Raw genomic sequence first — 21158 nt, 5'->3', positions numbered from 1 at the left:
CCGCGCGGCGGGGGCGTGCGCGTTGTTTTGCTCGACGCCCCGCTGGGGCCCCCCCCCGCCCCCGGGGCGGGGGGGGCGGGGGGGGGGGCCCCCCCCCCGGGGGGCCGGCCCCCCCCGCCGTTCGGTCACGGTTCGAGCCGCTGCCACTCCCCGGTCCACCACGCGTCCTTCGGACCACCGGACCCTGCGGCGCCACGCGCCTCGGTCTCCGGCACGCCGCTCCCTGGCAACTCCGGCCCCCGCACGCGCGCTCGCGCGTGCCCACGCCCGCGCCTCCACGCGCGCGAAGTCCGCCTCGCTCCCTCCCCCTCCTCCCCGCGTCACCGTCGACGGGACTCCCGTCGCACCGTGCCGTACATCACCGTGTCGCAAATAACGGCCGCGGCGGACAACCTCTTCAGCGGACAAACCCTCTGGCTATGCGGTGGGTGCAAGGCGCCCCGGCGGTACTGCCGCCGGGGCCGCGCCCCGCCACTGCCGCTTGTCTGCCTTGGAGGGATCCCTCGTGCATGCCCCACTCCGTCGCCACCCTGCCCGGTTGATACCCGCCCTGATAGCGGCGGCCGCGCTGATGACCGCCTGCGGGGCCGGAGCCGACTCGGCGAAGGCAGGAGGTTCCGAGACCAAGGTGACCGTGACCCCCGCGGCGGGCAGCAAATCTGCCGCACTCGGCTCCCGGATATCGGTGCGCGCCAAGGGCGGACAGCTCACCTCGGTCAAGGTCAAGGACGACAAGGGCGCCGAGATCGGCGGTCGGCTGACCGGCGACGGCACGTCGTGGACATCGGACCGCAAGGTCAGGCCGCAGACCGCGTACACCGTCCGCACCGAGGCGGAATCGACGGACGGCAAGAAGTCCGCCGCCACCTCGGCCTTCACCACCGAGTCCGCCGACAAGGTCAACAAGCTCACCAACTCCCCGGCCGGCGGACAGACCGTGGGCACCGGCATGCCGGTCTCGATCCTCTTCGACCATCCGATAGCCGAGGACCGGCGTGCCGAGATCGAGAAGGCGTTGAAGGTCACCAGCCGGCCGCATGTCGAGGGCGCCTGGGGCTGGGTGAAGGACTACTCGGGCAAGGACCGGATCGACTGGCGCCCCAAGGAGCGCTGGCCGGCCGGCACGAAGGTCTCCGTCAAGGGCGGCCTGGCGGGCATCGACTCGGGGTCCGGCGGCTGGTTCGCGCGGGACTACGACTTCTCCTTCACCGTCGGCGCCGACCACCGGGCCGTCATCGATGTGCCGTCACACACGCTGACCATGTACGAGGACGGCAAGGCCGTGGGCACCGTCACGGGCTCCGCCGGATCGCCGCAGGACCCGACCCGCGGCGGCGTACACACCGTCCGCAGCAAGAACGCGGCCGAGACGATGGACTCCTCCACCATCGGTCACGGTGACGAGTGGATGCTGGACTCGAAGTGGGTCACACACCTGACCGCTTCCGGGACCTTTCTGCACTCCGCCCCGTGGAACAAGTCCCTGGGTGTGGTCAACAACAGCCACGGCTGTTTCGGCATGACCACCGCGGACGCCAAGCGGGTCTACGACTTCCTGCCGGTCGGCTCCACCGTCGAGGTCAAGGGCACCAGCAGCACCACGAAGACCGACGTCGGCAACGGCCTGGAGGTCTGGCAGGAGACCTGGCCGCAGTGGCAGCAGCGCAGCGCTTTGAAGTAGGGGGCGGCGGCCCCGGCTCGACCCTCGCCGACGCCGGAGCGGCCGCCGTCACCGCACCAGGACAGCGCAAGGGGCCCGCACCGATTGGTGCGGGCCCCTTGGGCTGTACGCGTCAGCGTCAGGCGGGAACGATGTTCTCCGCCTGCGGGCCCTTCTGGCCCTGGGTCACGTCGAACGAGACCTTCTGGCCCTCCAGCAGCTCACGGAAGCCCTGAGCCTGGATGTTCGAGTAGTGGGCGAAGACGTCAGCGCCGCCGCCGTCCTGCTCGATGAAGCCGAAGCCCTTTTCCGCGTTGAACCACTTCACGGTGCCAGTAGCCATGTTTTTTCTCCTTCGGGGCAATGCCCGAGGCGCACACTGTGCACGCCTCGCGTCGCCGCGATGATTACCCCGTCCGGAAATACACCGGATAATACAAAAGCGCTCCCGCCGTATCCGCCGGCGAAGGCGCTTGAAGTCCTTGGGAACCACAACTGCAACTGAGAACGACACTAGCACGGCCTGCCGGACCCTGTACAGCAATGCTTTTGTGCGTTTTCGTGGCTCGATAATCGCTACCGCGACGCGCGTTATTTCTACACTGGCGGCCCTAGATATTCGATGTCGGCGCCCTGCGGAGAGGGTCGGACGAGGGCATCGGCGCCCTCCCGACGGGGTCGGCACCAGCGCCGTCGGACTTCGAGGCGACCCGCTCACACAGCGTGAGCACGAAAGCTTCCGCCCGCCGGAGCAGGAAACAACCCGGCGTACACCGAGGGTTTATGCGACGGCCGCCGGACGGAAATCGGCCCATGCTCGTCCCGCTTGCGCCGTGCTAGTGTCGTGCCGCGCTGCCGTTATCTCCGTACGATCGATTGCCGGCACCCCGGCCATTTCGAAGTCGGTGGGCGCGCTTTTTTTATTTCTTCGGTGTTTCTCCGGGCGAGGCGATCATCGCGGCGACGCGAGGCTCACGAGCGTGAGCCTCGGCGACTACCCAAGAGGAGAAAAACAAATGGCTACCGGCATCGTGAAGTGGTTCAGCACGGCGAAGGGCTTCGGCTTCATCGAGGAGGCGCAGGGCGGCGCGGAGGTGTTCGCCCACTACTCGCACATCGCGGCCGACGATCTCGTCGGGCTCCAGGCGGGCCAGCAGGTGCACTTCGACCTCGCACAGAGCCCCAAGGGCCCCTACGCGGAGAACATCCAGCCCGTCTGACGCCAACGCCCGCGCCCCACCCCGCCCGTGTGAACGCCGTCCGCGGGGCGGGATCGCCGGTCGATGACGCCTCACGACGAGAGGCGTCGACCCCGTGTGCGGAGCGCCACCGGCGAGAGGCCGCCGAGCCCCGCTGATCATGGCCACGGCGCGGACGATGGCGCCGAAGAGGAAAGCACGCCGGTGAAATCGGCCAGGTGGCAGCCGAACACCTCGAAGACTTCAGTGAGTTCGTGCGGACGGTCCCGGTTGGTGACCAGGGTGGCAGCGCCCACGACCGACGCGGCGTTCAGTCGCGTGTGCCCGGACGTGACGCGGCCCCCGAAGTCGGACTTCGGGGGCCGCGGGGATCAGTTGATGCCCTTCATCGATCAGTGGCCGTGGCCGTGGCCGTGCCCGCCACCGTGATGGCGGCCCCAGCTCTCGGTGTCGACGACGTGGCGGTGGTCGTTGCGCAGTACCGCGGTGTCGGAGCGGTTGTCCCACACGTAGTTGCGGCGGTCCTGGTAGACGTCCCGATGGGTGTCACGGCCGTGCCCGGTGTGCACCCGTACCGACTGGTGCCCCCGAAGCACCAGGTGGCCGAAGCGGTAGACCTGGTGGCGGCCTTCCGAGAGCGTCCAGCCCCGGAGGTTGACTGCGTGCCGGCCGGTGTTACGGACCGTCACCCACTCCGCGTTGAGGCTGCGGCGGGAGCCGTCGTCACGCCCGGGGCTGTCGTACTGGATGGCGCCCAGCACGACGGAGGAACGCTGCGGGCGCGGGTCGTGCGGGTGGCCGGCAGCCGCGGCCGGAAGCACGGCGGCGGCCGCCAGAGCCGTGGAGCCGAGAACGGCGGCGATGACGCGGGATGCGGAGCGGAACATGAAACCTCCTGCATACGGCACCCCAGAAGGGGGCCGGTGGTGCCCAGTGCCCAGCACCTCGCCGGGCACCCACACTGTGACGCCCGATCAGTCGGCTTCATGATGAATCAGCTTGTGTGTTACCAAACATGGACATTTACGCATCCGATTGGTCTCCGGCGTGCACTCCCCAGCGCGCGGCGTCCTTCTCGCGACGCCGGATACACCTATATACGTCTCCCGCTCACCTACGGCGTCTGCCCGGCGTCCGGGGGCGGCTGAACAGCAGGAAGACGGTGGCGAGAACGGCGACGGCCTGGGCGATGGCGCTGAGTCTCTTGTCCGCGGTCCAGAGCGGCTCGTACATGTTCGGCACCGGGCCCAGCGTGCCGACGTCGACGTAGCGGTAGACCAGCAGCAGCGCGAGCCCGCCCGCGGCGACAAGCCAGGCGAAGAAGTCGGGAGCGGGCCGCCGCCAGATCAGCACGAGCAGGGCCGCGAGCGCGGCGAGCCCCGCCTCGATCCGGAACAGCGTGCCCTGGCTGATGCCTTCCGTGACGGCGTCGTAGCTGCCTGCCAGGTGGGCATGGACGTACGCGTCCACGGCGAGGCCTGCCGCGGCCAGCAGCCGGGCGGCGCCCCGCAGCACGCGCAGCACCCGCCGGGGAGCCGGCTGCGGTGCGGGGAGGTCTTGTGCCACGGCTTCTCCAAGCCTCGCGGGAGCGGTCAGCGGACGGTCAGCGAACCCTTCATGGACGGGTGGATGGTGCAGAAGTAGGGGTAGCCGCCGGTCTTCGAGGGCGCGGTGAACGTGGCCGTGCGGCCCGGCCCGATGGTGCCGGTGTCGAAGGGCTTGGCGCCGGTGGCCGTCACGGTGTGGGCCGTGGAGTCCTCGTTGACGACGGTGACCTTCGCGCCGGGCCGTACGGTCAGGTCGGCCGGTCCGAAGGTGAAGTCCTTGATGGTGATCCGCGTTCCGCCGACCGCCGGGGAGGAGGGGGATGCGGAGGGTGTGGCGTCGCCGGTCGAGCCGCCGTCGCCGTCGGAGCAGGCGGTGAGGGCGGCCAGGCACAGGAACGAGGCTGCCAGGGCGGCGCGGCCCCCGAAGGGGCGGCGCGGACGGCGGCGCAGGTGGGTCATGGTGTCTCCGATGTGCGTGAGGGGTCCCCGCGAGGCGGTCAGTAACCGCCACCGCCACTGCTGCTGTCCTCCGCCGACTTCTCGACCTTGTTGCCGGCCTCGTCGAGGACGAACCACTTGGCGCCGAACTGGTCGAGCCCCTGCCCGTTGGTGTCGCCGGGCTCCTGGTCGCCCTCGAAGTAGTAGAGGGGGTGACCGTTGTACGTGACCTGCTTGCTGCCGTCGTCCCGGGTGGTGGTGCCCAGCAGGTCGCTCTTCACCCCGCCGCCGCCCTTCGGGGTGCCGGTGGTGGTCGCGGGCGGCCATGCCTTGGCGCACCCGCCGGTGCAGGTGGACTTGTCGGAGGTGTCGGCCTCGAAGAGGTAGAGGGTGCGGCCCTGGCCGTCGACGAGGATCTGTCCGAGTTTCCCGGACCGGGAGTTCACCGTCCCGGCGTCCGCGGAGGGCGAGCCGCCCTTGCTCCCGCTCGCGGTGGGGGTCGGGGACTTGGAGCTGGAGGATCCGTCGCCGTTGTCCGAGCATCCGCCGACGACGGCGGCAAGCACGGCGACAGTGACCGCGGCGGCGGCCGCCCTGGCGCTGGTCGTCATCAAGCGTCTCCTCCACTTCGGCCGCCACGACTGCGGCACACACCGCGGCCCTTCCGTGACGGGCCGCCCACCCCAGTGGACCCCGGCCGCGGCGGCCCGGCCATCCGGGCGGCGGCGTTCGGCGTACCCGGACCACCACGGGGGTCGGGCTCGGTGTGCCGGCCCCGATACGCGGGCCCCTGTGCGGTGCGCTCACGGCCCGGTGGGTGGAGCCCGGTCGGCTCAGGGGTGCCGATCGTCCGCGCCGCCCGGGGCACCGAGCCCGTCGGGCGCCGCCGGTTCACCGGGCGGCGCGGACAGTTCGAGCCGGAGCCTCGAGTGGTGCCGGCCGTAGAGGAGGTACACCAGCAGGGCCGCTGCGAGCCAGCCGGCGAACAGCAGGTAGGTGGCGGGCGGCAGCCCGTACAGCAGATAACCGCAGAACGCCACGGACAGCACCGGCACCACGGGGTATCCGGGGACGCGGAAGCCCCGGTCGAGGTCCGGCGAGGTGCGGCGCAGCACGATCACGCCCACCGACACGACGGTGAACGCGACCAGGGTGCCCAGGCTGGTCAGGTCCGCCAGGACGTCCAGCGGGAACACCGCGGCCGTCAGCGCCACGAATCCGCTGACGATGAGGGTGCCGGCCACCGGTGTGCCGGTCCGGCGGTCGACGCGGTGGAAGACGGCCGGCAGCATGCCGTCGCGGCCCATCGAGAACAGGATGCGGGTCTGGCCGTAGAGCACCACCAGGGTGACGCTGACGATGGAGAGCACCGCGCCCGCCGAGAGCAGCGCTCCCGGCCAGCCCGCCCCGGTGACCCGCGCGAGGATCGCCGACAGGCCCGCTTCCTGGCCCGCGAACGCGGTCCAGGGCTGTGCCCCGACCCCCACCAGCGCCACCAGGACGTAGACCGTGGTGACCACGAGCAGCGCCAGGATGATCGCGCGCGGCAGCGTACGGCGCGGATCGCGCACCTCCTCGCCCGCGGTCGAGACGGCGTCGAGTCCGATGAAGGAGAAGAAGACCGTGGAGGCGGCCGCGCCGATGCCGGCGATGCCCATCGGCGCGAAGGGCTGGAGGTGGGCGCTGTCGAAGCCGGTCAGACCCAGCGTGACGAAGAGCGCGAGCACGGCCAGCTTGAGCAGCACCATCACGGTGTTGACCAGCGCCGACTCCTTGGCGCCGCGCACCAGCAGGAGCCCGCACAGCAGGACCAGTACGGCGCCGGGCACATTGAGGTATCCGCCGGCTCCGGGCGGCGCGGACAGGGCTTCGGGCATCTGGACGCCGAACAGCCGCCGGGTCAGGTCGTTGAGGTACTGGCCCCAGCTGACCGCGATCGCGGCGCCGGAGACCGCGTACTCCAGCAGCAGGCACCAGCCGACCGCACAGGCCGCGAACTCGCCGAGTGTCGCGTAGGCGTAGGAGTACGCGGATCCGGAGACCGGTACCGCGGAGGCGAGTTCGGCGTAGCACAGGGCGGTGAGCGCCGCCGCGACGGCAGCGATGACGAAGGAGACGGTGACGGCGGGACCGGCCTCGGGGACGGCCGCGTCCAGGGCGAAGAAGATGCCGGTCCCGATGGTCGCGCCGATGCCGATCATGGTGAGCTGGAAGGTGCCCACGGTGCGGCGCAGTCCGCCGCAGTCGGCGGGCGCCGCGGCGTCCGCGAGGAATGCCGCCACCGGTTTGCGGCGCAGGAGTTGACGGTGCAGCGCAAGCGCGGTGGGCGGGGCGTCGGGGGCGGCAGCGGCCGGGTGGGCGGCGCCGCCGGGCGTGGTGCCTGTTTCGGGTCGCAAGGCAGTCTCGTTCCGGGGAGCGGGCGGTCGGGAGCGGGCGCCGTCAGGGCAGGTCGCGACGCATCAGGTCGGCATAGGTCTCCCGGCGGACGACAGGGCGGGAGCGGCCGTCGCTGCAGAAGACGACGGGCGGGCGGCGGGCGGCGTTGTAGTTGTTGGCGAGGGAGTAGGTGTAGGCGCCGGTGGCCGGGACCGCGATGAGATCGCCCGGCCGGGGGTCGTCCAGGAAGACCCCGGCGCTGAGCACATCGCCGGATTCGCAGTGCCGGCCGACGAGCCGGCACAGTTCGCCGCCGTGCGGTTCGCTGCCGCCGCCGACTCGGGTGGCGACGGCGGCTTCGAACCGCTGCCCGTACAGCGAGACTTCGAGGTTGTCGCCCATTCCGCCGTCCACAGCGACGAAGGTCTCGCCGTCGGCGCGCTTGACCGTCACGACGCGGTAGAGCGAGACGCCCGCCTCCGCGACCAGGGACCGGCCGGGCTCGATGATCACCCGCGCGCGGTCGGGCAGCAGACCGGCGGCCGCGGAGGTCAGCGTGTCCAGATAGTCCTCGACGCTCGGCGGGTGATCCGCGTACGTGTAGCGGGCGCCGAGCCCTCCGCCGAGGTCGTACACGTCGAACTCGCCGAGTTCCGCGACGGCCGCCACCGCCCGGACGAACGGCTCTGTGTCGAGGATCTGCGAGCCGATGTGCACATGCAGGCCGTCCAGGCGCAGCCGGTCGCTGCCGCGCAGCCGGTCGATGGCGGCACGTGCCTCGGGCGGCAACAGACCGAACTTCGCGCCGCGCTGGCCGGTGGATATCGCCTCATGGGTGTCCGGCCGTACGTCGGGGGTGACCCGGACGAGGACGCCCTGCTCGCGTCCGGGCGTGCCGGCGAGAATGCGTTCCAGGCGGTCGATGTCGTCGAAGTTGTCGATGACGACGAGCCCGGCGCCCGCTTCGACGGCCGCGCGGAGGTAGGCATCGGTCTTGGCGTTGCCGTGCACGATCAGCTCGGCGGGGTCGGTGCCGCCGGCCAGGGCGAGGGCCAGTTCCCCGCCGCTCGCGACGTCGACGCCGAGCCCTTCCTCTGCCAGCAGCCGGTAGACGGCGGTGCAGGGGAATGCCTTGGAGGCGAAGCTGACGGTCGCATTCGGGCGGCGGGCGGCCAGCCCGTCGACATAGCGGCGGGCGCGGGCCCGCAGCGCCGCCTCGTCGATCAGGAGCGCGGGGGTGCCGTGGCGCTCCGCAAGCTCCGTCACCGAACAGCCGCCGATGCGGAGTGTCCCGTCGGGGGCGGTGGTGCCGGGCGGGAACAGCCCGAGCAGCGCATCGGCCGAGGGCCGGGCGGGAGCCGTGGTGGTGCGGGGGGCCATGGGCGATCTCCTTGGTACGGGTGGGTTGCGTGCGGCAGGCAGCGCATCGCTCCGGAGGCATGCGGCTGCCCGGGGCGTGGCTGCGCCTGGCGCCCCTGGAGGCAGCCGGTACGGGGCAGGGCCGCCCCTGGAGGCGTTCGGAACCATGCTGGAGGCCCCACCCCTCGCCGTCGTTGGCGCGATCGCCTAGGGTCCGGCCATGGAAATGACGGATCCGCCAAACCCGCCGGACCTCGGCGGCACGAGCGAGGAACTGTTCGCGCTGGCCAACGCCGTCGCGGCGGTCATCGGTGGCTCGGTCGCGATCGAGGACCTCGACCACCGGGTGCTGGCGTATTCCTCGATACCGGGCCAGCGGATCGACGAGCTGCGCCGACGCGGCATTCTGGAGCGGCGCGTCCCCGACGATCCCGAGCAGCAACGGCAGTACCGCGAGGTCCTCGGCGCCCCCGGAGTGGTACGGCTGCCGGTCCTCTCCCCCGACGAGCTGCCGCGCGTGGCCGCGGCCGTCCGGGCGGGCGATCTGCCGCTGGGCACCATCTGGGCGATCGAGGGAGAGGGCCTGCTCGACGCGTCGGGTGACCGCGCGCTCCTGGACGCCGCGCGGCTCGCGGCACTGCACATGCTGCGACGGCGCAGCTCCGCGGAACTGGACCTGCGCGCCCGGGAGGACGCCCTGCGCGCGGCGCTGCGCGGCGAGGGCACACCGCAGGAGATCCGCTTCCAGCTGGGCCTCGCGGAGCGGTCGCAGATGACGCTCCTCGGCTTCGCGCCCGCGGCGTACGGCGTGGACCGGACGGGCCCCGCGGTCGTCCGGCTCGCGGCCGCGGCCGCCCGGCACTGGGCCGCCGTCCACCACGAGGCGGCGGTGGCCACCGTCGGCACCACCGTCCACGTGCTGCTCCCGCAGGCCGGCCCCGCCGAGGCCCGCCGGCTCGGCGAACAGGCCGTCGCCGCCCTGAGCCGCACCCTGGAGACTCCGCTGCGCGCCGCCGTCAGCCGTCCCGCCGACGACCCGGCAGAACTGCCCGGGCTGCGCGCCGAGGTGGCCGACATCCTGCGCGTGACCACCGCGTCCCCGGACGCCCCGGCCGTCGCGGCGCTCACCGATGTGCACGCCCGTGTCCTGCTGCTCCACTGCGCCGACGAGTTGGCCCGAACGCCCCGATTGCGCCACCCCGGAATCGAGGCGATGCGCGCCCATGACCGCAGCCGCGCCACGGATTACGCGGCCTCGGTCGTCGCCTGGCTGGACGCGGTGGGCAACGTCGGGGAGGCCGCCCAGCGGCTGACGGTCCACCCCAACACCCTCAAGTACCGGCTGCGCCGCGCCCGCGAGCTGTTCGGCCTCGATCTCGACGACCCGGATGTCCGGCTCTCGTGCTGGCTGCAACTGCGACTGGTGGAGCAGGAGTAGGAGTAGGCGCCGCGGCCGGAACAGGTGCCGGCCCCGCGGTAGGCGCCTTGCCCGCAGGAGCCACCGATCCCTGGGACGTCGCCTCCCGGGGGCGTGCGACGCGATCACCCGCCCCCTCTCCCGGCTACCGGCCACCGCGGGCCGACGCGGCGACGGCTTTCGGCCCCTCGGGGGCAGAGCCACCGCTCAACCGGAGCCCACCGGAGGGGAGTCGAGTTCCTTCCCGTCCGCCGTCACGCCGTTGTGCGCCCGTCTCGGCAGCTCCCCTCGTTTAAACATCACAAGACACCTGATCGCATGAAAGGTCAGATTCGCGGCAGGCAGGCCGCCACCCTTTGGCTACGTTAAGTAAGCGTTCGCATGCCATTGGCGAGCTGCGCGTGCCGCGGTTCCGGCGCATGCGTACGCAACAACGCGAGACGGCACGAGAGCTCAGGAGGGGTCTTTCATGCAACGCGTCCTCAGTCGGCTGGTTCCGGTCCTCGGCCTGCTGGCCGCCCTGCTCGGCGGGTTCACCGTCGGCCCGGCGAGCGCGGCCGAATACCCGGCCTACCGCATCCTCAACAACGCCACCGGCGGCAGCCTGCTCCCCCAGGGGTACGGCAACAGCTCGGCCGACGGCATCTACATGTACGCCTGGAACCCCGCCGCCACCCTCGGTGGCGACGAGTGGCGGTTCGAGACCGTCGGCGGCTCCTACCTCATCCGCAACACCAAGACCGGCAAGTGCCTCAAGCCGGGCGGCCCGTACGCGGGCAAGACGTATGTGACCCAGGGCGCGTGCAACATCAGCTACGAGTTCCAGTGGCTGATCGAGCAGCGGCCCTACGACAACCAGTACAAGATCACGTCGCTCTCCTCGCGGCAGGTCATGACGCCGTACTACGGCAACGTGCTCAACGAGGTCGTGGTCCTCGAACCGGACAGCAACGTGGCGAAGAACTGGTGGTCCATCACCGCGGTCTGATCGACCGTCCAGAACCGTCGTACCCGGCCCGGGTGCCACGCACCCGGGCCGGTCAGCGCATCCGGCCACGCCGCGGAACGGGGTGCCCGCGAAACCGGCGGACACCCCGTTCCTGGCCGGACCGACGGCTTGAACGTCAACTGCCTTCCAGCGTCGGCCGGTTCGCGCAGTTCGGCCGGCCCGGCCGTTCAGTCGGTGATGAGGGCCGGGTCGCTGACTCCCGGCCGGCCGTTCTCGACGTGGCCGGCGAAGCGGCGCAGGTAGGCGGCGTCCTTGTCGGACACCACCTTCAGGTCGTACCAGCGCTTGCCGGCGCTGAGATCCACCGCATGCCGGACGGTCGCCCCGGCGCGGACGGTGAGCGTCTCGCTCGCGCCCCCGTAGCCGTTGGTGACCGTGAGACGGCAATCGGCGCTGCCCGGGTTGGTCAGGGTGAGGACGATGCCCCCGGTGGTCGCGTCGTGCCGGGCGGTCACCTCCGGTCCTACGGTCTCTCCTGAGCCCTTGAAGGTCCGCAGGAAGCCGTTCGGGCCGGAGACCGACAGGTCGTACACGTCCTTGGAGTACGCGGTGTTCCAGGTGTCGGAGATCTTCTTCCCCGCCTCCGTGGTGTACGTCCACGGCCCGTCCGTACGGTTCCCGGCGGTGACGGTGAAGCACGCACCGGCCGCATCCCCGGCGCTGAAGGTGAGGGTGTAGCGCCCGGTCGACGGCGTGGCGCTGCCGTCGGTCCAGGGCGCGTACGGCAGCGGGCGCGCGGGCCGGGAGCCCGCCTCCTGCTTGGGCAGTACGGGGTTGGCCGGCGGCTTCGGCACATAGCTGTCGTGCCGCTCGTTGTCCGGCGGCCGGTAGGCGTCGGTGTCCGGCAGCGAGACCGGCTCGGTGTCCTCGAGGCCGAAGTCGAAGGCCGAGGTGAGGTCGCCGCAGATGGCGCGCCGCCAGGGCGAGATGTTCGGCTCCTGCACGCCGAAACGACGTTCCATGAACCGGATGATGGAGGTGTGGTCGAAGGTCTCCGAGCAGACGTAGCCGCCGGTGCTCCAGGGGGAGACGACGAGCATGGGAACGCGCTGGCCGAGGCCGTAGGGCCCGGCAGCGTAGCTCCCGTTGCCGGAGAAGTGGTCGAGCGTGGTGTCGACGGTGGACGCGCCCTGTGCGGCGGAGGCCGGCGGGAACGGCGGGGTGACGTGGTCGAAGTAGCCGTCGTTCTCGTCGTAGGTGATGAACAGCGCGGTCCTGCTCCACACCTCGGGGTTGGAGGTGAGCGCGTCGAGCACCTGGGAGATATACCAAGCCCCGTAGTTGGCGGGCCAGTTGGGGTGCTCGGAGAACGCCTCGGGGGCGGCGATCCAGGAGATCTGCGGGAGCTTGCCCGCCTTCACGTCCGCCTTGAGGACGTCGAAGTAGCCGTCGCCCTTCTTGGCGTCGGTGCCGGTGCGCGCCTTGTCGTACAGCGGGTCGCCGGGCTTGGCGTTGCGGTAGGCGTTGAAGTACAGCAGGGAGTTGTCGCCGTAGTTGCCGCGGTAGGCGTCCTCGATCCAGCCCCACTTGCCGTTCGCGTCGAGGCCGTCACCGATGTCCTGGTAGAGCTTCCAGGATATGCCGGCCTGCTCCAGCCGCTCCGGGTAGGTCGTCCAGCCGTATCCGGCCTCCTCGTTGCCGAGGACCGGTCCGCCGCCCTTGCCGTCGTTGCCCGTGTGGCCCGAGAACATGTAGTAGCGGTTGGGGTCGGTGGCCCCGATCAGCGAGCAGTGGTAGGCGTCGCACACGGTGAACGCGTCGGCGAGCGCGTAGTGGAACGGGATGTCCTGGCGGGTCAGATGGGCCATCGTGCCGGCCGACTTGGCGGGGATCCACTGGTCGTACTTGCCGTTGTTCCAGGCCTTGTGACCGCCGGCCCAGTCGTGGTTGAGGCCCTCGATGAACTGCATGCCCAGGTTCTCGGCGTCCGGGTGGTAGGGCAGCACGTCCTTGTTACCGTCCGGCTGGTGCCAGACCGGCTTCCCACTGGGAAGCGTCGCCGGGCGCGGGTCGCCGAAGCCGCGTACGCCCTTCATGGCGCCGAAGTAGTGGTCGAAGGAACGGTTCTCCTGCATCAGCACGACGACGTGCTCGACGTCCTTGATGGAGCCCGCGCGGCGAGCGGCGGGGATGGCCGCGGCACGGGTGATGCTGCTCGACAGGGCCGAGAAGCCCGCGGTCGCACCGGCGATCTGGAGAAAGCGCCGCCGATTCAGTTCTGCCATGAGTCTGGAACCTCTGGGTGTGGGGAGTTCGCGGAAGGGTGGATGGATCGTTTTGTGCGGTCGTGTGCGGAGGTGTGGAAAACACAGGTCGCACGCAGTGTTCCAAGAGGAGCGAGCGCCAGGGAAGGGGTGGTGGCCCTCATCTGACCGATCGCCGTACGGAGAGCGAACACCCTGGCCGGGGCGGCGGCATGAGCACGGCGGGCCGTGCGGCCGGAAGGCGACGGGCCGGGACGCGAAAACCGGGCGGCCGCCGACTGCCCAGCGGGAGGGTGGCGGGACACGGGAGGCCGGCGACTGCCGGGGCGGGGCCGTGGCCGGGGCCGCCCCCGTTCCCGTCACCGGCGACTTCCGCCACCAGCCCGCGCCCGCGTTCGTTCCCGTTCCCGTTCCCGTTCCGGAAGTGCGGCTCGCAGGAGGCGGGCTCCTGGCAAGGTGGGTGAGCCGACCACGAGGGAGCAAAGGAGCGGTCCTGCATGAGTGTTGAGTTTCTGATCACCGCGTTCATCATTGTCGTCTCGCCCGGCACCGGTGCCGTGTACACCGTGGCCACGGGCCTGACGCGCGGACTGCGGATGTCGGTGGTGGCGGCGTTCGGCTGCACCCTCGGCATCGTTCCGCACATGGCGGCGGCGATCGCGGGCCTTGCCGCCATCCTGCACACGAGCGCACTGGCCTTCGAGAGTTTCAAGTGGGCGGGCGTCGCCTATCTGCTCTTTCTCGCCTGGCAGACGCTGAGGGAGAGGGGCGCGATGCAGATCGACACCGAGGGAGAGAGCACGAAGGGGGACAGGTCCGCGGCTCATGTCACCGGAACCGCGATTCTGATCAACTTCCTCAACCCGAAGCTGTCCATGTTCTTCCTGGCGTTCCTGCCCCAGTTCGTCCCCACCACCAGCACCGACTCGCTGCCGCTCATGCTCCGGCTCTCGGCCGTCTTCATGATCATGACGTTCGTCGTGTTCGTGATCTACGGTGCTTTCGCGGCAGCCGTACGCGATCACGTCGTCACCCGGCCGAAGGTGATGGCCTGGATGCGGCGCACCTTCGCGGTTGCCTTCGTGGGCCTCGGCGTCCAACTGGCTCTCGCCGACCGCTGAGAGCCTGCTTCCTCAGCCTGCTCGCCTCCCGGAGATGTTCATCCGGAGCGCGAGAACGACGGCCGGGCGGGCGGGCGGGCGGGCTACGGGCGGCGTCCCCACGCGGAGATCATCGGGGCGGTGGCCAGGTCGAGTTGCCCGGTGGCGACGTTCGCCAAGTGCCGGTCGATCTCCTCGTCGGTGGCAAGCCCCTGTTCGGTCAGGTGGTGGCGGATCTGCCGCACCGTCGCGTCCTCCAGCACGGCGCACGCCGGCGAGGTGATCGGGAAGTACGCGTCGGCCTGCACATCCTCCAGACCGGCCTCACGTAGCACTCCGGGCAGGGTCCGCCCGTAGGCGAGGTCCGCGCCGCGGTCCGCCATCAGGGCGCGGAAGCCGGACCGCAACCGGTTGGCGAGCCGCTGCTCGGGACCGGACTCGTCCGGGCACGGCAGTGGCTGCAACGCGGGGTCGGCGTCCTCCAGGAGCAGCCGGCCGCCGGGCCGCAGCGCCCGGACCATCCGGCGCAGGGCCTCGGCGCGGTCCGCGACATGCACCAGGAGCAGGCGTGCGTGCACAAGATCGAAGCTTCCGGGAGGCGGCGGATCGGCCGCCACGTCGTGGGACAGCACCTCGATCACGCCGTCGGCGATGTCCCGGGTCCAGGACACGTCGATGTCGGTGGCGATCACCTTCCCTGTCGGCCCGACCCGCTCCGCCAGCCCGAGGGGCACGGAGGGACCGCCGGCGCCGACCTCCCAGCACCGCATGCCGGCACCGATTCCGAGCCGGTCGACGTGCCGGAAGGTCACCGGGTCGAAGAGCTCGGCGAGGGCGCCGAAGCGGATGCCCGCCTCCGACTGACGGTTGTCCAGCAGATATCCGCGGTCGGCCGCATGCTCACCCATGCGGCGATTCTGGCAGACGTGCGCGGGACGGGACCGACACTGCCCGTACGGCATATACATGAGGTGGGAGGCGGGTACCTCCGCCTTCGGCGTGCGTCGAGCGGCAAGGGAGATCGTCATGGTGCAGGGTGCGGGCGCAAGCGACGCGGCGTGGCCGGGCGACGGCGTCGCGGCGGGCAACGCCGAACAGGCGCAGGCGTGGAACGGAGACGACGGGCGTTACTGGGCCCAGGAGGCTGCGCGCCACGATGCGATGCTCCGCCATTTCACGCCGCACCTGTTGGCCGCGCTGCCGCTCAGGGCCGACAGCCGTGTGCTGGACATCGGATGCGGCGGTGGGGAGACGACCATCGAGGCGGCCCGCGTCGCCTCCGACGGTGCGGTGCTCGGCGTCGATCTGTCCGGTCCGCTGCTGGACGTGGCCGGGCGGCGGGCGGCCGCTGACGGGTGGCGGCAGGTGACCTTCGAGAAGGCGGATGCGCAGGTCCACCGGTTCGCGCGGGGCGGTTTCGACTGCGCGCTGAGCCGCTTCGGGGTGATGTTCTTCGCCGATCCGACCGCCGCGTTCGGCAATATCGCCGGTGGCCTGCGGTCCGGCGGCAGGCTGGCGTTCCTCTGCTGGCGTCCCCTGGCGGAGAACGCGTTCCTGGGTGTGCCGTTCGCCGCCATCGCGCCGTATCTGCCGCTGCCGGACGTCGGGGAGCCGGGCGCCCCTGGGCCCTTCTCGTTCGCGGACGCCGACCGTATCCGCGAGGTGCTGACGGGCGCCGGCTACGACGAGATCGCGGTCCGGGCCGTGGACGAGCCGATGCGAATGGGAGCCGACCCGGAGGACGTCGTCTCCTATCAGCTGGGGCTGCCCGTGGCGCGGTCGGCGTTCACCGGGGGCGACAGCCGGGCGCAGACCGAGGCGCTTGCCGCACTGCGGGAGGCCCTGGCCGAGCATCAGGGACCGGACGGGGTGATGCTCGGCGGGGCGGCGTGGCTGGTGACGGCCCGGCGGCCGTGAAAGAGGCCGGGAGGGCCGGCGCCGATGCGTACGGCCGGTAGGTCAGGGGCCGTGGTGTACGGGGCCAGGGCAGGGGCGGGCCTGTTGGCCGCGGTGAGTTGAGGTGGTGTCAGACGGCCTCGGCGAGAGGTGTCGCGGGGGCGGTGGCCGTGGTGGCGGCGAGGTTCTCCTCGGGTCGCGGCTCGCGCGGCAGCGCGGGTGTGGCGGGCTGCCCCTTGGTGTCGGGCACGCTGCGCAGTTGCTTGGGGGCCGTCACCGGGGTCTCGTCGGACGCATCCACCCGCTGGGTGAACCAGACGACCTTGCCGTCCTCGGTGCCGCAGGTGCCCCAGCTGTCGCTCAGCGCGGCGATCGCCGAGAGTCCGCCCCCGGCGCTCTCCAGCCGGGGCAGCGGCGGGCCCTCGTCGGCCACGGCAGCCGTGAGGTGGCGGCCGGAACAGCGGATTTCGACCACGCACCGGGCGTCCGGGCCGAGATGGCGGTGCACGTTGGTCAACAGCTCCGTCACTCCTCCGCAGACGGACGGTACATGCGGGTCGAGACGCCAATGTCGCAGGTGCGCAGCCACGATGCGCCGGATCTGCGGGACGCGCTCCGCCGAGGCATGCAACTCGACCGTGTAGCGACGGTCGCCGGCAAGTGTCATTCGTGGCTCCTCACCGCGAGGCTCACGTCCTTCACCTCGTTGCCGCAACGAGCCCCGAACACGAAGAGTGAGCGCTTTTTCACGTATGGGTCATGTGGCATCGTGACCCGGGCCTCGCCTGGCTCGCAACAGATCGTGGGCCGCCGGAGTACGTCGTGGACCGTTCGTGGGCGTGCCGCCGGGCCTGGCCCCTGCGCAGTCCGTGCCGGGCCGAGGTCAGTTCGTCGGGCGGGGCAGGTGCGGCAGCAGCTTGTCGGGGGTGAGGGGCAGGTCGCGCAGGCGTACGCCGGTCGCATGCCATACGGCGTTGCCGATGGCCGCCGCGCTGCCCACCGTGCCGATCTCCCCGATGCCCTTGCTGCCCATGGGGTTGAGGTGTGGGTCGTCCTCGTCGAGCCAGTGCGCGTCGATCAGCGGGACGTCGGCGCAGGCCGGCACGTGGTAGGAGGCCAGGTCCGTCGCGACGAAGTCGCCGAAGGCGGGGTCCAGTGCGCTGCCCTCCATCAGCGCCATCCCGAGGCCCATGGTCATTCCGCCGATGAACTGGGAGCGCGCGGTGCGGGAGTTGAGGATCCGGCCGACCGCGAACACCCCCAGCAGGCGGCGTACCCGGATCTCGCCGGTCGCGGTGTCGACCTGGACCTCGGCGAAGTGGGCGCCGAAGGAGTGACGGGCGTACGGACCCTTCGCTGACGCCTCCTGCCGGGTGTCCGCACGGACCGTCACCCCCGCGGCGGGGAGCGGCCCCTGGTGCTCGCGCAGCCGCTCCGTCAGTGCCGTGCACGCCTTGTGGACGGCCCAGCCCCAGGAGCCGCTGCCCGCGGAGCCGCCGGCCAGCGGCGCGGTCGGCAGGTCGCTGCTGCCGATCTCGATGCGCACCCGGTCCTCGGAGGTGCCGAGCGCTGCGGCGGCGATCTGCACGAGCACGGTCCGGGCGCCGGTGCCGATGTCGGTGGCGTTGACGCGGACGCGGTAGTCACCGTCGGCGGCGGCGTGCGCCTCCGCGTCGGATCCGCTGATGAGGACGGGGTAGGTCGCCGACGCGACCCCGGTGCCGAGCAGGAGATCGCCCTCGCGACGTACGGCGGGGCGCCGGTCCCGGGGGAGCCAGCCGAAGCGCTCGGCGCCCTCCCGCAGGCAGTCGACGAGGTGGCGGCTGCTGAAGGCGCGGCCGCTGTCCGGTTCGGTCTCTGGTTCGTTGCGCACCCGTAGTTCGACGGGGTCGACGTCCAGGAGGACGGCGAGTTCGTCGAGGGCGGACTCCAGTGCGTACATGCCGGGAGCCTCACCGGGTGCGCGCATCCACGAGGGGGTCGGCACGTCCAGGCGCGCGACGCGATGCTCGGTGCGGCTGTTCGGAGAGGTGTACATGACGCGGGCCGGGACGGCGGCCTGCTCGACGAACTCCCTGACCGTGGAGGTGTGGGTGGCCACCTCGTGCGCGAGTGCGGAGATGACGCCGTCGGTGGACGCGCCGATACGGACGCGCTGGACGGTGGGCGCGCGGTGCCCGACGGTCGCGGACATGTGGCGGCGCGGCAGGGAGAGTTTGACGGGACGGCCGGTGTGCCTGGCGGCCATCGCGGCCAGGACGACCTGCGGGCGGGGCGTGCCCTTGGAGCCGAAACCGCCGCCGACGTGCTCGGAGATGACGGTGATCTCACCCTTGTCGAGCCCGAAGAGGGTGGCGAGGTCGTCCCGCACCTTGGTGGAGCCCTGACTGGAGTCGTGGACGATGAGGTGTCCGTCCGTCCACCGTGCGGTGGCGGCGTGCGGTTCCATGGGGTGGTTGTGCAGGGGGGCGAGGTGGTACGTCGCGTCGACGGTGACGGGAGCGGCGGCGAACGCCCCGGTGAAGTCGCCGCGTTCACGGAGGCCGGGGTGGCCGCCGTTGGCCGTCTCGGGTGTGTAGAGGCCGGGGTGGTCGGCGGTGAGGCTCACGTCGTGGGCGGCGGTCTCGTAGGTGCACCGCACGGCCTCGGCGGCGTCCCGTGCCGCTTCGAGACTTTCGGCGACCGCGAGGGCGACGTACCAGCCGCGGTGCGGGACGCGGTCGTCCTGGAGCACCGCCAGGGTCGGGTCGTCCGACGGTTCGAGGCGGGGCGCGTTCTTGTGCGTCAGCACCTCGAGCACTCCGGGCATCGCGAGGGCGGCGCCGGTGTCGATGGCGGTGATCCGGCCCCGCGCGACGGTCGCGGGCACCGGCCAGGCGTAGGCGCAGTCCGGCGGGGTGTGCTCGGCCGCGTAACGGGCGGCACCGGTGACCTTCTCCCGGCCTTCACGGCGGACGAGCGGTGCGCCCAGCGGGTGCGGGGAGGTGCTGAGCGGGAACGGGTCGTGGCTCATGGCGCGCGTCCTTGTGGTCGTGTTCCGTCTGTCGTCGTCCGAGGGAGGGGCGTCTCCCGGGGGGCGTCTTCGGGGGCGCCTTCCGGGGGAGTCGTCTTCCGACCTGGGGGTGCGCGGCGGATGCCGGTACCGCGCCCCGGTCAGGTGCGGGCGGCCAGGTCGGCCAGCACGCCGACCGCCAGGTTGCGGGCCAGGGTGACCTTGAAGCCGTTCTCGCGCAGCGGCCGGGCGGCGGCGAGTTCGGTATCGACCGCGCCGGCGAAGGTGTCGGAGGTGGCCGGTGCACCCTGCAGTGCCTCCTCGGCGGCATGTGCCCGCCAGGGGCGGTGCGCGAGCCCTCCGAATGCCAGCGCCGCGTGCCGCACGACGCCGTCGCGTACATCGAGCACGGCGCCCACGGAGACCAGGGCGAAGGCGAACGAGGCCCGGTCGCGGGCCTTGCGGTAGCGCGAGTGCGCCTCGGGGCGGTGCGGCGGCAGCTCGACGGCGGTGATCAGTTCGCCGGGCCGGATGACGGTGTCCCGTTCGGGGCTGTCACCCGGCAGCCGGTGGAAATCCGTCACCGGCACCCGACGCTCGCCCTCGGGGCCGTGCAGGTGAACGGTGGCGTCGAGGGCGGCCAGGGCCACCGCCATGTCAGATGGCTGGGTGGCGACGCAGTGCGCGGAGTGTCCCATGACCGCGAGGTCCCGGTGCTCGCCCTCGCGGGCGGGGCAACCGGTGCCCGGAGCGCGCTTGTTGCAGGGCTTGGAGATGTCCTGAAAGTACACACAGCGGGTCCGCTGCAGCAGATTGCCTCCGGTGGTCGCGGCGTTCCGCAACTGCCCCGAGGCGCCGGCCAGCAGCGCCTGGGACAGGACGGGGTAGCGGTCGCGCACCGCGACGGCCGCGGCGAGGTCACTGTTGCGGACCATCGCCCCGATCCGCAGCCCGCCGTCCGGCAGTTCCTCGATGCGGTCGAGGGGCAGCCCGGTCACGTCGATGAGCAGCCGCGGGTTCTCCACCCCGAGCTTCATCAGGTCGACGAGATTCGTACCGCCGCCGAGGAACCGGGCGCCGGGGTTCGCGCTTCCCACCCGTACGGCTTCCTCGACACTCGCGGCCCGCACATACCCGAACGGCTTCACGACGCCACTCCCCCACCGGCCGCAGCCGGCGTACCGGTCGCCGCTGCCGCGCCTGTCGTGCCGCCCGCGGCGTCCATCACGGCTTCGACGATGCGGGGATAGGCGCCGCACCGGCACAGATTGCCGCTCATCCGCTCCCGGATCTCGTCCGGAGTGAGTGCCATGGGCGCCCCGGATTCCGCGGTCGGCGAGGTGACGTGCGAGGGAAAGCCGTCCGCCGCCTCCGCCAGCACACCCACGGCCGAACAGATCTGCCCGGGGGTGCAGTAGCCGCACTGCAGCGCGTCCCGATCCACGAACGCGTCCTGCAGGGGATGGAGCTGCGCCCCGTCGGCGAGGCCCTCGACGGTGGTGAGGTGCCGCCCCTGCTGCGCCACCGCCAGCAGGAGGCAGCTCTTCATGCGCCGCCCGTCGACGAGCACCGTGCACGCGCCGCACTGGCCTTGGTCACAGCCCTTCTTGGCGCCGGTCATGTCGAGCCGCTCGCGGAGTGCGTCCAGGACCGTGGTGCGGTGGTCCAGGGTCAGGGTGTACGGCGTTCCGTTGACGTGCAGGACCGTTTCGGAGCGCTCGTCGTACGCCGACTGCGGTCCGCCGGCATCCGCCGGAGGGTGGGTGGACTCCACTCGCTCGCGCCTTTCCGATCGTGAACCGGATGCCTCCTGCCTACCAGGAGACGACGGCCGCCGCGCGTCGGCGGCGGCCGGGTGCGCGCGTACTTCGGCGGGGGCGCGAGCAGACCCCGGGTGAGGCGAACGGCCTCTGGTGGGGCGGTCCGCAGGGGCGAGCGGTGGCGATCGGGCTGCGGGGCGA

The 21158-nt window shown here is 71.6% G+C and carries 19 protein-coding genes; 6 read left to right on the top strand and 13 right to left on the bottom strand.

The window, feature by feature from the left end:
• Positions 1-538 precede the first annotated feature (538 nt).
• Positions 539-1681, top strand: a complete 1143-nt coding sequence (locus ACGFZW_RS15590) for an Ig-like domain-containing protein (protein WP_393893625.1) — start codon at positions 539-541, stop codon at positions 1679-1681.
• A gap of 118 nt (positions 1682-1799) precedes the next feature.
• Here ACGFZW_RS15590 and ACGFZW_RS15585 read toward each other — a convergent pair whose 3' ends face one another.
• Positions 1800-2003, bottom strand: coding sequence for a cold-shock protein (locus ACGFZW_RS15585; RefSeq protein ID WP_393893624.1), 204 nt, complete (start codon positions 2001-2003; stop codon positions 1800-1802).
• A gap of 673 nt (positions 2004-2676) precedes the next feature.
• Here ACGFZW_RS15585 and ACGFZW_RS15580 point away from each other — a divergent pair.
• Positions 2677-2880, top strand: a complete 204-nt coding sequence (locus ACGFZW_RS15580) for a cold-shock protein (protein ID WP_393893623.1) — start codon at positions 2677-2679, stop codon at positions 2878-2880.
• 371 nt (positions 2881-3251) lie between these two features.
• On the opposite strand, the gene ACGFZW_RS15575 is transcribed toward ACGFZW_RS15580, so the two are convergent.
• The 6 genes from ACGFZW_RS15575 to lysA form a co-directional block, all read right to left on the bottom strand.
• Positions 3252-3746, bottom strand: a complete 495-nt coding sequence (locus tag ACGFZW_RS15575; protein WP_393893622.1) for a lamin tail domain-containing protein — start codon at positions 3744-3746, stop codon at positions 3252-3254.
• A gap of 223 nt (positions 3747-3969) precedes the next feature.
• Positions 3970-4425 carry a hypothetical protein gene (locus tag ACGFZW_RS15570; RefSeq protein WP_393893621.1) on the bottom strand — a complete coding sequence of 152 codons (456 nt, stop codon included), beginning with the start codon at positions 4423-4425 and terminating at the stop codon, positions 3970-3972.
• A gap of 26 nt (positions 4426-4451) precedes the next feature.
• On the bottom strand, positions 4452-4865 hold the full coding sequence (locus ACGFZW_RS15565) for a cupredoxin domain-containing protein (RefSeq protein WP_393893620.1): 414 nt from the start codon (positions 4863-4865) through the stop codon (positions 4452-4454).
• Positions 4866-4903: 38 nt separating this feature from the next.
• Positions 4904-5455, bottom strand: coding sequence for a hypothetical protein (locus tag ACGFZW_RS15560; RefSeq protein ID WP_393893619.1), 552 nt, complete (start codon positions 5453-5455; stop codon positions 4904-4906).
• 222 nt (positions 5456-5677) lie between these two features.
• Positions 5678-7240 carry an APC family permease gene (locus ACGFZW_RS15555; protein ID WP_393893618.1) on the bottom strand — a complete coding sequence of 521 codons (1563 nt, stop codon included), beginning with the start codon at positions 7238-7240 and terminating at the stop codon, positions 5678-5680.
• Between the two features lie 43 nt (positions 7241-7283).
• Positions 7284-8600 carry a diaminopimelate decarboxylase gene (gene lysA, locus ACGFZW_RS15550; RefSeq protein WP_393893617.1) on the bottom strand — a complete coding sequence of 439 codons (1317 nt, stop codon included), beginning with the start codon at positions 8598-8600 and terminating at the stop codon, positions 7284-7286.
• 199 nt (positions 8601-8799) lie between these two features.
• On the opposite strand from lysA, the gene ACGFZW_RS15545 reads away from it, so the two are divergent.
• Both ACGFZW_RS15545 and ACGFZW_RS15540 read left to right on the top strand, forming a co-directional pair.
• Positions 8800-10017 (top strand): PucR family transcriptional regulator, encoded by a 1218-nt coding sequence (locus ACGFZW_RS15545; protein ID WP_393893616.1) that lies wholly within the window; start codon positions 8800-8802, stop codon positions 10015-10017.
• A 448-nt stretch (positions 10018-10465) separates the two neighbouring features.
• Entirely contained in the window at positions 10466-10984 is a 519-nt protein-coding gene (locus tag ACGFZW_RS15540; protein WP_393893615.1) for an RICIN domain-containing protein, read from the top strand.
• Between the two features lie 188 nt (positions 10985-11172).
• Here ACGFZW_RS15540 and ACGFZW_RS15535 read toward each other — a convergent pair whose 3' ends face one another.
• Entirely contained in the window at positions 11173-13230 is a 2058-nt protein-coding gene (locus tag ACGFZW_RS15535) for a phosphocholine-specific phospholipase C (RefSeq protein WP_393893614.1), read from the bottom strand.
• Between the two features lie 476 nt (positions 13231-13706).
• Here ACGFZW_RS15535 and ACGFZW_RS15530 point away from each other — a divergent pair, with 476 nt between their 5' ends.
• Positions 13707-14330 carry a LysE family translocator gene (locus tag ACGFZW_RS15530; protein ID WP_393893613.1) on the top strand — a complete coding sequence of 208 codons (624 nt, stop codon included), beginning with the start codon at positions 13707-13709 and terminating at the stop codon, positions 14328-14330.
• Positions 14331-14413: 83 nt separating this feature from the next.
• On the opposite strand, the gene ACGFZW_RS15525 is transcribed toward ACGFZW_RS15530, so the two are convergent.
• Positions 14414-15217 carry a methyltransferase domain-containing protein gene (locus ACGFZW_RS15525; protein WP_393893612.1) on the bottom strand — a complete coding sequence of 268 codons (804 nt, stop codon included), beginning with the start codon at positions 15215-15217 and terminating at the stop codon, positions 14414-14416.
• A 118-nt stretch (positions 15218-15335) separates the two neighbouring features.
• On the opposite strand from ACGFZW_RS15525, the gene ACGFZW_RS15520 reads away from it, so the two are divergent.
• Complete coding sequence (locus tag ACGFZW_RS15520) at positions 15336-16226, top strand: class I SAM-dependent methyltransferase (protein WP_393893611.1); 891 nt, start codon at positions 15336-15338, stop codon at positions 16224-16226.
• Positions 16227-16335: 109 nt separating this feature from the next.
• On the opposite strand, the gene ACGFZW_RS15515 is transcribed toward ACGFZW_RS15520, so the two are convergent.
• The 4 genes from ACGFZW_RS15515 to ACGFZW_RS15500 form a co-directional block, all read right to left on the bottom strand.
• Positions 16336-16872 carry an ATP-binding protein gene (locus ACGFZW_RS15515; RefSeq protein WP_393893610.1) on the bottom strand — a complete coding sequence of 179 codons (537 nt, stop codon included), beginning with the start codon at positions 16870-16872 and terminating at the stop codon, positions 16336-16338.
• 216 nt (positions 16873-17088) lie between these two features.
• Entirely contained in the window at positions 17089-19218 is a 2130-nt protein-coding gene (locus ACGFZW_RS15510) for a xanthine dehydrogenase family protein molybdopterin-binding subunit (RefSeq protein ID WP_393893609.1), read from the bottom strand.
• Positions 19219-19358: 140 nt separating this feature from the next.
• Positions 19359-20345, bottom strand: a complete 987-nt coding sequence (locus ACGFZW_RS15505; RefSeq protein ID WP_393893608.1) for an FAD binding domain-containing protein — start codon at positions 20343-20345, stop codon at positions 19359-19361.
• The gene (locus tag ACGFZW_RS15500) at positions 20342-20971 is read right to left on the bottom strand and encodes a 2Fe-2S iron-sulfur cluster-binding protein (RefSeq protein ID WP_393893607.1); all 630 of its coding nucleotides are present in this window, start codon (positions 20969-20971) and stop codon (positions 20342-20344) included. The genes ACGFZW_RS15505 and ACGFZW_RS15500 overlap by 4 nt, the downstream gene beginning before the upstream one ends.
• Between the last annotated feature and the right edge of the window lie 187 nt (positions 20972-21158).

Source organism: Streptomyces sp. NPDC048248 (assembly GCF_043201875.1).
Classification (GTDB): domain Bacteria; phylum Actinomycetota; class Actinomycetes; order Streptomycetales; family Streptomycetaceae; genus Streptomyces.
Note: the sequence above shows the minus strand (reverse complement) of the source record. Positions and strands in the feature narration are given on the sequence as shown.

What these genes read in the sequence shown, in the direction of transcription:
- ACGFZW_RS15585 (WP_393893624.1), bottom strand. Translation starts at nt 2,003, where the DNA reads ATGGCTACTGGCACCGTGAAGTGGTTCAACGCGGAAAAGGGCTTCGGC.
- ACGFZW_RS15580 (WP_393893623.1), top strand. Translation starts at nt 2,677, where the DNA reads ATGGCTACCGGCATCGTGAAGTGGTTCAGCACGGCGAAGGGCTTCGGC.
- ACGFZW_RS15575 (WP_393893622.1), bottom strand. Translation starts at nt 3,746, where the DNA reads ATGTTCCGCTCCGCATCCCGCGTCATCGCCGCCGTTCTCGGCTCCACG.
- ACGFZW_RS15565 (WP_393893620.1), bottom strand. Translation starts at nt 4,865, where the DNA reads ATGACCCACCTGCGCCGCCGTCCGCGCCGCCCCTTCGGGGGCCGCGCC.
- ACGFZW_RS15560 (WP_393893619.1), bottom strand. Translation starts at nt 5,455, where the DNA reads ATGACGACCAGCGCCAGGGCGGCCGCCGCCGCGGTCACTGTCGCCGTG.
- lysA (WP_393893617.1), bottom strand. Translation starts at nt 8,600, where the DNA reads ATGGCCCCCCGCACCACCACGGCTCCCGCCCGGCCCTCGGCCGATGCG.
- ACGFZW_RS15545 (WP_393893616.1), top strand. Translation starts at nt 8,800, where the DNA reads ATGGAAATGACGGATCCGCCAAACCCGCCGGACCTCGGCGGCACGAGC.
- ACGFZW_RS15540 (WP_393893615.1), top strand. Translation starts at nt 10,466, where the DNA reads ATGCAACGCGTCCTCAGTCGGCTGGTTCCGGTCCTCGGCCTGCTGGCC.
- ACGFZW_RS15535 (WP_393893614.1), bottom strand. Translation starts at nt 13,230, where the DNA reads ATGGCAGAACTGAATCGGCGGCGCTTTCTCCAGATCGCCGGTGCGACC.
- ACGFZW_RS15530 (WP_393893613.1), top strand. Translation starts at nt 13,707, where the DNA reads ATGAGTGTTGAGTTTCTGATCACCGCGTTCATCATTGTCGTCTCGCCC.
- ACGFZW_RS15525 (WP_393893612.1), bottom strand. Translation starts at nt 15,217, where the DNA reads ATGGGTGAGCATGCGGCCGACCGCGGATATCTGCTGGACAACCGTCAG.
- ACGFZW_RS15520 (WP_393893611.1), top strand. Translation starts at nt 15,336, where the DNA reads ATGGTGCAGGGTGCGGGCGCAAGCGACGCGGCGTGGCCGGGCGACGGC.
- ACGFZW_RS15515 (WP_393893610.1), bottom strand. Translation starts at nt 16,872, where the DNA reads ATGACACTTGCCGGCGACCGTCGCTACACGGTCGAGTTGCATGCCTCG.
- ACGFZW_RS15510 (WP_393893609.1), bottom strand. Translation starts at nt 19,218, where the DNA reads ATGAGCCACGACCCGTTCCCGCTCAGCACCTCCCCGCACCCGCTGGGC.